Consider the following 10,527-nt stretch of genomic DNA (forward strand, 5'->3'; position numbering starts at 1 on the left):
GTTACGCCCACGTGGGGAAGACGGGCGCACGTCGCCGAAAGGTTGCAAAGATGAACGCTCGTTCACGTGAGCGCGCGGAACGACCGTATCTCGGGCGACTCGGAACCGACGACCACGAGTAACGGACCGCGACGATGATAGGGCGTGAAGATGAACAAAAGACTGCCCCGGCATTGCCGGGGCAGTCTTTTGATGACGAATCCGATGGGGCTTGTCAGCCCTTCATCAGCTCCTCAGCCTTGCGCTCCAGGTCCTCGAGACCGCCGCACATGAAGAACGCCTGCTCGGGGAAGTGGTCGTACTCGCCCTCGCTGATCTTGCGGAAGGCCTCGATGGTCTCCTTGATCGGGACCGTCGAGCCCGGCACGCCGGTGAACTGCTCCGCCGCGTAGGTGTTCTGCGACAGGAAGCGCTCGATCCGCCGGGCCCGGGCCACGGTGATCTTGTCTTCCTCGGAGAGCTCCTCGATGCCGAGGATGGCGATGATGTCCTGCAGGTCCTTGTAGCGCTGGAGGATCCGCTTCACCTCGGTGGCGACCTGGAAGTGCTCCTGGCCGACGAACTCCGGGGCGAGGATCCGGGACGAGGACGCCAGCGGGTCCACGGCCGGGTAGATGCCCTTGTCGGAGATCGACCGCTCCAGGTTGGTGGTCGCGTCCAGGTGGGCGAACGTGGTGGCCGGAGCGGGGTCGGTGTAGTCGTCCGCCGGCACGTAGATCGCCTGCATCGAGGTGATGGCCTGGCCCCGGACCGAGGTGATCCGCTCCTGGAGCTCGCCCATCTCGTCGGCCAGGGTCGGCTGGTAACCCACCGCGCTCGGCATACGGCCGAGCAGGGTGGACACCTCGGAACCGGCCTGCGTGAAGCGGAAGATGTTGTCGATGAAGAGCAGCACCTCCTGCTTCTTCACGTCCCGGAAGTACTCGGCCATGGTCAGCGCGGAGAGCGCCACCCGCAGCCGGGTGCCCGGCGGCTCGTCCATCTGGCCGTAGACCAGCGCGGTCTTGTCGATGACGCCGGACTCGGTCATCTCGGCGATGAGGTCGTTGCCCTCACGGGTGCGCTCACCCACGCCGGCGAAGACCGAGGTACCACCGAAGTTGCGGGCAACCCGGGTGATCATCTCCTGGATGAGCACCGTCTTGCCCACACCCGCGCCGCCGAACAGGCCGATCTTGCCGCCCTTGACGTACGGGGCGAGCAGGTCGATGACCTTGATGCCGGTCTCCAGCATCTCGGTCTTCGGCTCGAGGTCGGCGAAGGCCGGCGCCTTGCGGTGGATGCCCCACCGGTCGTCCGCCTGGAACGTCTCGCCCTCTTTGAGGTTGAGCACCTCGCCGATCGCGTTGAACACGTGGCCCTTGACCGCGTCGCCCACCGGCACACTGATCGGCTCGCCGAGGTCACGCACCTCCGCGCCGCGAACCAGGCCGTCCGTCGGCTGCATCGAGATGGCACGGACCAGGTTGTCACCCAGGTGCTGGGCGACCTCCAGGGTCAGCGTCTTCTCACCGCCGGACAGGTTCACCGTGACGTTGAGCGCGTTGAACAGGGCCGGCATGGCGTCGCGCGGGAACTCGGCGTCGACGACCGGGCCGATGACCCGGACCACGCGACCCGTGGCCGTCTTGGTCTCTACTGGTGCAGTCATCACACTTCACTTCCCGACGCGGCCAGCGCGTTGGCGCCGCCGACGATCTCGCTGATCTCCTGGGTGATCCCGGCCTGGCGGGCCGAGTTCATCTCACGCGTGTACTTGTCGATCATGTCTTCGGCGTTGTCGGTGGCGCTCTTCATCGCCCGCCGCCGTGCCGCCGACTCGCTCGCCGCCGACTCGATCAACGCCGCGTAGATCCGCGTGTTGATGTACCTCGGCAGGAGCGCGTCGAGCAGCGCCTCCGCCTCCGGCTCGAACTCGTACGCCGGCAGCAGCCCCTCGGAGCGCGGCCGGTCCTCCACCTGCATCGGCCCGAGGATCTTGGCAACCGGGGTCTGCGTCATCAGCGAGTGGAACTCGGTGTAGACGATGTGCAGCTCGTCGACGCCCAGCACCCCGTCGGCACCGGCGCTGCCGTCCGCGTCGTCCGCACCGGCGGTGAACGCCTTGATCAACGTCTCACCCACCGTGCGGGCGTCCTCGAACGACGGCTGCTCGCTGAAGCCGGTCCAGTTCGCCTCGATCGGCCGGTCGCGGAACCGGTAGAACCCGACGCCCTTACGCCCGATGACGTAGAGCACCGGCTCCTTGCCGTCCGCCCGGAGCCGCGCGATGAGCGACTCCGCCGTCTTGATCGCGTTGGAGCTGTAGCCGCCGGCCAGGCCACGGTCGCTGGTGACCAGCAGGACGCCCGTCCGCCGCACCCGCTCACGCGGGGTGAGCAGCGGGTGGTCGATCCGCGCGTTGGACGCCAGCGCCGTGAGCACGCCGGTGATGGCCTGGGCGTACGGCAGGGACGCCTGCACCCGCGCCTGGGCCTTGGCGATCCGGCTCGTCGCCACGAGCTCCATCGCCTTGGTGATCTTCTTCATCGACTTCGCCGAGCGGATCCGTTGACGAAGAACGCGTACCTGGGCCGCCATCAGATCAGCTCTCGGCCGGGCGGTCGGTCGCGCCGTCGCGGAAGCGGGTCACCGTCTCGCGGTTCTCGTCGCCCTCCAGCGGCGCGGCCGGCGCGTCGTTGACCTTGCGCTCATCCGCCTTACCGAGGAAGACCTGCTTGAACTCGGTGATCGCGGCGTCCAGCGAGCCGATGATGTCGTCGCCCCACTGGTTGTCGGCGATTCCGGCCAGCACACCCGCGTGCTTGTGCCGCAGGTACTGGAGGAACTCCGACTCGAAGCGCCGGATGTCCCCCACCGGGATGTCGTCCAGCTTGCCCTCGGTGCCGGCCCAGACCGTGACGACCTCTTCCTGCACCGGGAACGGCGAGTAGTTCGGCTGCTTGAGCAGCTCGACCAGCCGGACACCGCGGTCCAGCTGGGCCCGGGATGCCTTGTCCAGGTCGGAGGCGAAGGCGGCGAACGCCTCCAGCTCGCGGTACTGGGCCAGGTTGAGGCGCAGCGAACCGGCAACCTTACGCATCGGCTTCACCTGCGCGGCGCCACCGACCCGGGAGACCGAGGTGCCGACGTTGATCGCCGGACGGACGCCCTGGTTGAACAGGTCGGTCTCCAGGAAGATCTGGCCGTCGGTGATCGAGATGACGTTGGTCGGGATGAAGGCCGAGATGTCGTTGGCCTTCGTCTCGATGATCGGCAGACCGGTCATCGAGCCGCCACCCAGCTCGTCGGAGAGCTTCGCGCAGCGCTCCAGCAGGCGGGAGTGCAGGTAGAAGACGTCACCCGGGTACGCCTCGCGGCCCGGCGGGCGACGCAGCAGCAGCGACACGGCCCGGTACGCCTCGGCCTGCTTGCTCAGGTCGTCGAAGACGATCAGGACGTGCTTGCCGCCGTACATCCAGTGCTGCCCGATGGACGAGCCGGTGTACGGGGCGATGTACTTGAAGCCGGCCGGGTCGGACGCCGGGGAGGCCACGATGGTGGTGTACTCCATCGCGCCGGCCTCCTCCAGCTGGCCCTTGATGGAGGCGATCGTGGAGGCCTTCTGGCCGATGGCGACGTAGATGCAGCGGACCTGCTTCTTCGGGTCGCCGGTGCGCCAGTTGTCCCGCTGGTTGAGGATGGCATCCAGGGCGACGGTGGTCTTGCCCGTCTTGCGGTCGCCGATGATCAGCTGCCGCTGGCCCCGACCGATCGGCGTCATCGCGTCGATCGCCTTGATGCCGGTCTGCAGCGGCTCGAACACCGACTGCCGGGACATCACGTTCGGAGCCTGCAGCTCCAGCTCGCGGTAGCCCTCGTCGGCGATGTCGCCGAGGCCGTCGATCGGCTGGCCGAGCGCGTTGACCACGCGGCCGAGGAAGGCGTCGCGACCGGCACGGAGAGCACCCGGTCGGTGCGCTTGACGCGCTGCCCCTCCTCCAGCTTGGCGGAGTCACCGAGAACGACGACACCGATCTCCCGGACGTCGAGGTTGAGCGCCACGCCGAGCGTGCCGTCCTCGAACTCCAGCAGCTCGTTGGTCTTGGTCGAGGGCAGGCCCTCGACGTGGGCGATGCCGTCACCGGTGTCGGCGACGGTGCCGACCTCCTCGCGGGAGACGTCGGTCGAGTAGGAGGAGACGTAGCGCTCCAGGGCGCCGCGGATCTCCTCCGTCGAGATGGTCAGCTCGGCCATCCTCTGCTTCCTTAAAATTCAGGGGCCCGGGATACCTAGTACCGACCGGTCCGAATGGCGTCTGTCAATCCGGGCGCTGGGCGGCTGAGCCGCCCCAACGCTGAGGCGGCGGAGCCACCGCGTTGCTCGGCGGCGAAACCGCTCAGCGCTTCGCGAGCGCGTTGCGGGTCTCGTTGAGGCGGCGCAGGATGGTGCCGTCGTACAGGTCGGAGCCGACCCGCACGCTCACGCCACCCAGGACGTGGGGGTCGACCGTCTGCTTGACGGAGACCTCTCGACCGTATATCGCGGCGAGGCTCGCGCCCAGGCGCTGCTCTTCCTCGTCACTCAACGGAGCCGCCACGGTGACGTACGCCACCTGGCGGTCCCGCCGTTCCGCGGCGAGTTCCACGAGCCGGGTGAGCGATCCCGCGAAGGCGCGCCCCCCGAAGCCGGCCAGCGCCACCTCGATGAGGCGGACGGTGGACAGGTGCGCCTTGCCGGCCAGTAGCTCGCCGACCAGGACGCCCCGCTGGTCCAGCGGGGCCGCCGAGTTGGACAGCACCGCTGAGAGCGCGGGCTCGCCGGCGACGACCTGCCCGAAGCGGAACAGCTCGTCCTCGACCTCGCCCAGCTCGCCGGTCGCGTCGACGCTGGCCAGAACCGCCTCCACGCCGAGCCGCTCGACGGCGTCGAGCAGCTCCGACGGCGCCGACCACCGGCCGGAGACGAGAGCGGCGAGCAGGTCGAGAGCCCCGTCGCCGACCTTGCCGCGCAGCATCCCGCCGAGCAGCTCGGCGCGGTCCGCGCCGGACCGGGCCGGGTCCGAGAGCGCCCGGCGCAGCCGAGGCTCGCGTCGCAGCAGCCCGGCGACCGCGAGCAGGTCGTTCGCGGTGTGAGCCACGGCGACCGCGTCGGTGCCGCGGACGTACGCGTCGAGGCGCTCGGCCGCGACCTTGTACGACTCCCGGCTGGCGGCCTGCATCAGCGGGCCCCCGTGCTCTCGAGACCGCTCAGGAACCGGTCTACGGTGCCCTTGCGCCGCGCCTCGTCGGTCAGCGACTCACCGACGATCTTGCTGGCCAGGTCCACCGCGATGGTGCCGACCTCGGCGCGCAGCTCGCGCACGATGGTGGCCCGCTCGGCGGCGAGCGCGTCCTTGCCGGCCTGGATGACCCGGTCGGACTCTTCCCGCGCCTTGGCGAGGATGTCCTGCCGGATGCCCTCGGCGTCGGCCCGAGCGTCGTCACGGATCTTGGCGGCGTCGGTCCGCGCCTCGGCGAGCTGCGCACGGTACTGCTCGAGCAGCTGGTTCGCCTCGGCCTGAGCGGCCTCGGCGCGCTTGATGCCGCCCTCGATCGCGTCGACCCGAGCCTGGAACGTCTGCTCCATGCGCGGGAAGACGAACTTCATCAGCACGAAGCAGAGCACGGCGAAGGCGACCGAACCGACCACGATCTCCTGCCAGAGCGGGATGATCGGGTTGTGGGTCGACTCACCACCCTCAGCGGCGAGGAAGTACATGGTTACCTCCCGGTCTATGGGCGGGATCAGCCGGCCCAGATGAAGCCGAAGGCGATGCCCAGCAGCGCCAGCGCCTCGATGACGGCGAAGCCGATCCAGACGTACGGCAGGGTCATCCGCGACGACTCCGGCTGGCGGGCGGTCGACTGGATGTAGGCGGCGAAGACCAGGCCAACGCCGATGCCCGGGCCGATGGCCGCGAGGCCGTAGCCGATGGCGGCGGTGCTGCCCTCTACCGCGGCGAGAACGCTAGCGTCCATTGGTGTGGTTCCTCCTGGTTATCACGCGTGACTCTCACGCGGGACGACAACGGTTGGTGCGGTGGATCAGTGCTCTTCGGCGAGCGCGCCCTGCACGTAGCTGGCGGTGAGGACGGTGAAGACGTATGCCTGCAGGACGATCACCAGGAACTCCAGGAAGGTGAGCGCGATGGTCATCACCCAGGAGAGCACCGAGACCGGGGCCAGCCAGGTGTTGGCGCTCAGCATCGCGAAACCGCCGAGCGTGAAGACCAGCAGGAGCATGTGACCGGCGAACATGTTCGCGAAGAGACGAACCGCGAGCGAGAACGGCCGGACGATGAAGGTCGAGAAGAGCTCGATCGGGATCAGCAGCGGCAGGATGTACCAGGGTGCCGGCGGGATCAGCGAGTTCTTGAAGTACTTGACGAAGCCGTGCTGCTTGATGCCGATGTAGTTGAACAGCACGTAGCTGATGATCGCGAGGATCGCCGGGAAGGCGATGTGCGAGTTCGGCGAGATCTGGAAGAACGGGATGATCGCGAACGCGTTCGTCAGCAGCACGAAGCAGAAGAGCGTGGTGAAGTACGGCGCGAACCGCACGCCCGCGTGACCGATCATGTCGACCGCGATGTTGTTCCGCACGAAGCCGTAGATCGACTCGGCGAACCACTGCTTCTTGGTCGGCACCAGCTGCGGGTTCCGGTAGCTCGCCAGGAAGAAGATGATCAGGACGCCGACCGCGATCCAGACCATCGCCGTGATCTTGGTGAACCAGTAGGAGTCGTGCGCACCCCAGGGCAGGATGCTGGGCAGGTAGAAGTCTTCCACAGTGGGTGGGAATGCCGCCTGGCCCGCTGCCAGAACGTTCGCCTGTCCGAACACCGCGTCCCTTCCTAAGTAGGCGTGCCGAGTCGGCGGACGACCAGGATGATGCCCCCAGCCATACCGAGCACGACGCCGATCCCGGTGGCGACGCCGCCGGTGTCGAGCCACTGGTCAACCAGCCAGCCGATGAAACCCCACACGAGCATGCCTCCGATGAGGTAGCTGAGCGCGGTCCAACCCTGACCGGCGCCGGACGGAATGTCGTCCGGTTCGCCGGCGGGACGGGGGGTTTGGTCACCAGCCATGACGGGGCGAACGATATCAGCCGGGAAGACGAGGCTGTGCCTCACCCCCCGCACAACCGTCGTTGTGTGGGCTTCTCGGGGGCCGCGTCGTCTGTGGGCACGCTACTCCCCTTCCGCCCGTCGGAAAATGACCGGAGGCCGACACATTGCCGCGCGTCCGATAGATGGGACAATCGGCCGATCTCCAGGTCAGCCCCGCGACCGACGGGCATGCACCGTGGTCAGCCACCAGATGTGCACCGCCGTCCACACTCCCACCCCGGCGACGATGCCGAGGCAGAGCGGGACCAACCCGGGCCAACCGGTCGACGCCACCGCCACCATCACCACACCCAACAGGGTGAACTTCAGCGCGTACAGGCCCAGCCCGAGCGGCAGCACCAGCTGCGGGTTGACCTGGTCGGCCCAGGCCAGCACCACGGTCGTGAGGGTGTAACTGAACACCGTGACGCCCACGCCGGCCGCCGCGCCGAACGCGGCGGTCACGCCGCCGGTCGCCCCACCCACCACCGCGGCGACCGCGGCCAGCGCCACCGACGCGACCAGCAGCACCGGCAGGTGCCGCAGCCGCCAACGCCGGTCGGTGTCGGCTTCGACCACCCCGGGCTCAGCCACGGGGGTACGCGGGGAACGCGGCGACCAGCTCGGCCACCTCGGCGCCGATGCGGGCCAGGTCGTCGGCGCCGCCCGGGGCACCCGGATCGGCGCGTACCGCACGGGCGATCAGGGTGGCCACCTGCCGCAGCTCCCCCTCCCGCATGCCCTGCGTGGTGACGCTCGGGGTGCCCACCCGGATGCCGGAGGCCACCATCGGCGGCTGCGGGTCGTACGGGATGGCGTTCTTGTTCAAGGTGATCGACGCCGCGCCACAGCGGCTCTCCGCCTCGGCGCCGGTCACCCCCAGCTCGCGCAGATCGATCAGGGCGAGGTGGGTGTCCGTACCGCCGGACACCGGGCGCATCCCCTCGGCGACCAGCCCGGCGGCGAGGGCCTGCGCGTTACGGACCACCTGGCCGGCGTACGTCTGGAACTCCGGCTGGGCGGCCTCGCGCAGCGCGACGGCCTTCGCCGCGACCGCGTGCATCAGCGGGCCACCCTGGGTGAACGGGAAGACCGCCTTGTCGATCCGCTGGGCCAGCGACTCCCGGCACAGGATCATGCCGCCGCGCGGGCCGCGCAGCACCTTGTGGGTGGTGGCGCAGACGACGTCGGCGTACGGCACCGGGGACGGGATCGCCCGGCCGGCGACCAGGCCGATGAAGTGCGCCGCGTCCACCATCAGGTACGCGCCGACCCCGTCGGCGATCTCCCGGAACCGGGCGAAGTCGATCAGCCGGGAGTACGCCGTGGCGCCACAGATGATCATTTTGGGTCGGTGCGCCCGGGCCAGGTCCCGCACCTCGTCATAGTCGATCAACTCGGTGTCCGGACGGACCGTGTAGCCGACCGGGTGGAACCACTTGCCGGAGAAGTTCACCCGGCTGCCGTGGGTGAGATGCCCACCGTGCGGCAGATCCATCGCCAGCACCGTGTCCCCCGGCTGCACCAGCGCGGCGTACGCGGCCAGGTTGGCGCTCGCCCCGGAGTGCGGCTGGAGGTTGGCGTGCTCCGCGCCGAAGAGCTCCTTAGCGCGGGCGTTGCCGATCTCCTCGGCCCGGTCGACCTCGGCGCAGCCGCCGTAGTAGCGCCGGCCCGGGTAACCCTCGGCGTACTTGTTGGTCAACGTCGACCCGAGGGCGGCCAGCACCGCCGGCGAGGTCAGGTTCTCGCTGGCGATCAGCTGAAGACCACCCCGCAACCGGTCCAGCTCGCCGAGGACCACCCCGGCGATCTCCGGGTCGGTGGCCCTGAGCTGGGCGAAATCCGGCCCCCAGAAGGTGCTCGTCTCGGTCTCCACAGCGAACGAGTCTAGGGGGCCGCACACTGGAAGCCGTGAGATGCCTCGTCACCGGAGCAACCGGATACATCGGCGGGCGGCTGGCGCCGCTGCTGCTCGCTGACGGGCACACCGTGCGCTGCCTGGCCCGCAAGGCCGTACGCCTGCGTGACGTGCCCTGGGCCTCGGCGGCCGAGATCGCCGAGGGGGACCTCAGCCGACCGGAGACGTTGCCCGCCGTGTTCGCCGACGTGGACGTCGCCTATTTCCTGGTGCACTCCCTGGGTCGGCCCGACTTCGAGGCCGTCGACCGCACGGCGGCGACCAACTTCGCGCAGGCGGCCCGCGCGGCCGGCGTACGCCGGATCGTCTACCTGGGCGGTCCGCTGCCGGCGAGCAACGCGGTCCCCTCGCCGCACCTGCGCTCCCGGGCCGAGGTGGGCCGGATCCTGCTGGACAGCGGGGTGCCCACGGCGGCGCTCCGGGCCGCGGTGATCATCGGTTCCGGTTCGGCGTCGTTCGAGATGCTGCGGTACCTGACCGAGCGGCTACCCGCCATGATCACGCCGCGCTGGGTGGGCAATCGGATCCAGCCGATCGGCGTCCGCGACGTGCTGCGCTACCTGGTCGGCTGCACCGCCCTGCCGGCGGAGGTCAACCGGGGCTTCGACATCGGCGGGCCGGACGTGCTCACCTTCCGCGACATGATGCAGCGTTACGCCCGGGTGGCCGGGCTGCGCCGACGGATCATCGTGCCGGTCCGGGCGCTCACCCCGTCGCTCTCCTCGCACTGGGTCGGTCTGATCACCCCGGTGCCGAACGCCATCGCCCGCCCCCTGGTGGAGAGCCTGATCCAGGAGGCGGTCGCCGACGAACACGACATCGCCCGGTACGTACCCGACCCGCCCGGTGGGCTGACCAGCTTCGACGACGCGGTGGCGCTGGCGCTGGCCAAGGTGCGCGACGCCCAGGTGGAAACCCGCTGGTCGAACGCGAGCGGCCCGGACGCGCCCGCCGAACCGCTGCCCACCGACCCGGACTGGTCCGGTGGCACCGCCTACACCGACGTCCGCGAGCGGGTCGTGGACACGTCACCGACGGCGCTCTGGCGGGTCATCGAGGGCGTCGGCGGCGAAAACGGCTGGTACTCGTTCCCCCTCGCCTGGTCGATCCGCGGCTGGCTGGACCGGCTCATCGGCGGTGTCGGGCTGCGTCGGGGCCGACGCGACCCGCACCACCTCCAGGTCGGCGAGGCGCTGGACTTCTGGCGGGTCGAGGAGATCGTCCCCGGTGAGCTGCTGCGGCTGCGCGCCGAGATGCGGCTACCCGGCCGGGCCTGGCTGGAGATGCGGGCACTGCCGGCCGACCACGGCCGCAGCCGCTACCAGCAACGCGCCGTGTTCCTGCCGCGCGGCCTGGCCGGGCACGCCTACTGGAAGTCGGTGGCCCCGTTCCACGCGCTGGTCTTCGGCGGAATGGCCCGCAACATAGCCCGCAACGCCAAACAAACCCCCTAACCCACCCCACCACGCCCACCCCC

Annotated in this window: 10 protein-coding genes and 1 pseudogene; 1 reads left to right on the forward strand and 10 read right to left on the reverse strand. The window is 69.5% G+C overall.

Translation table 11 applies throughout. The features are described from left to right. Positions 1–214: 214 nt before the first annotated feature. The 10 genes and pseudogenes from atpD to JNW91_RS07430 all read right to left on the reverse strand — a co-directional run bounded on the left by atpD (position 215) and on the right by JNW91_RS07430 (position 9,008). Positions 215–1,651: a F0F1 ATP synthase subunit beta gene (gene atpD, locus JNW91_RS07385; RefSeq protein WP_203174155.1), complete on the reverse strand. Its 1,437-nt coding sequence runs from the start codon at positions 1,649–1,651 to the stop codon at positions 215–217. Beyond that, positions 1,651–2,580 (reverse strand): F0F1 ATP synthase subunit gamma, encoded by a 930-nt coding sequence (locus tag JNW91_RS07390; protein WP_203174156.1) that lies wholly within the window; start codon positions 2,578–2,580, stop codon positions 1,651–1,653. Before JNW91_RS07390 ends, atpD begins: the two co-directional genes overlap by 1 nt. A 4-nt stretch (positions 2,581–2,584) precedes the next feature. Further along, positions 2,585–4,236: pseudogene (gene atpA, locus JNW91_RS07395) on the reverse strand (F0F1 ATP synthase subunit alpha). 142 nt (positions 4,237–4,378) lie between these two features. Next, entirely contained in the window at positions 4,379–5,200 is an 822-nt protein-coding gene (locus JNW91_RS07400; RefSeq protein ID WP_203174157.1) for a F0F1 ATP synthase subunit delta, read from the reverse strand. Next, entirely contained in the window at positions 5,200–5,739 is a 540-nt protein-coding gene (locus JNW91_RS07405; protein ID WP_203174158.1) for a F0F1 ATP synthase subunit B, read from the reverse strand. The genes JNW91_RS07400 and JNW91_RS07405 overlap by 1 nt, the downstream gene beginning before the upstream one ends. Positions 5,740–5,765: 26 nt before the next feature. After that, complete coding sequence (locus JNW91_RS07410) at positions 5,766–5,999, reverse strand: ATP synthase F0 subunit C (protein WP_030488047.1); 234 nt, start codon at positions 5,997–5,999, stop codon at positions 5,766–5,768. Between the two features lie 66 nt (positions 6,000–6,065). Then, positions 6,066–6,863 carry a F0F1 ATP synthase subunit A gene (gene atpB / locus JNW91_RS07415; RefSeq protein WP_203174159.1) on the reverse strand — a complete coding sequence of 266 codons (798 nt, stop codon included), beginning with the start codon at positions 6,861–6,863 and terminating at the stop codon, positions 6,066–6,068. Positions 6,864–6,874: 11 nt separating this feature from the next. Then, on the reverse strand, positions 6,875–7,111 hold the full coding sequence (locus JNW91_RS07420; RefSeq protein WP_030488045.1) for an AtpZ/AtpI family protein: 237 nt from the start codon (positions 7,109–7,111) through the stop codon (positions 6,875–6,877). 189 nt (positions 7,112–7,300) lie between these two features. Then, a complete protein-coding gene (locus tag JNW91_RS07425; protein ID WP_203174160.1) occupies positions 7,301–7,726 on the reverse strand; it encodes a hypothetical protein in 426 nt (141 codons plus the stop codon). Further along, entirely contained in the window at positions 7,719–9,008 is a 1,290-nt protein-coding gene (locus JNW91_RS07430; protein ID WP_203174161.1) for a serine hydroxymethyltransferase, read from the reverse strand. The genes JNW91_RS07425 and JNW91_RS07430 overlap by 8 nt, the downstream gene beginning before the upstream one ends. Before the next feature lie 35 nt (positions 9,009–9,043). Between JNW91_RS07430 and JNW91_RS07435 the strand changes: the two genes are divergently transcribed. Further along, entirely contained in the window at positions 9,044–10,504 is a 1,461-nt protein-coding gene (locus JNW91_RS07435) for an SDR family oxidoreductase (protein ID WP_203174162.1), read from the forward strand. The last annotated feature ends 23 nt before the right edge of the window (positions 10,505–10,527 follow it).

Source organism: Micromonospora parastrephiae (assembly GCF_016802865.1).
Classification (GTDB): domain Bacteria; phylum Actinomycetota; class Actinomycetes; order Mycobacteriales; family Micromonosporaceae; genus Micromonospora; species Micromonospora parastrephiae.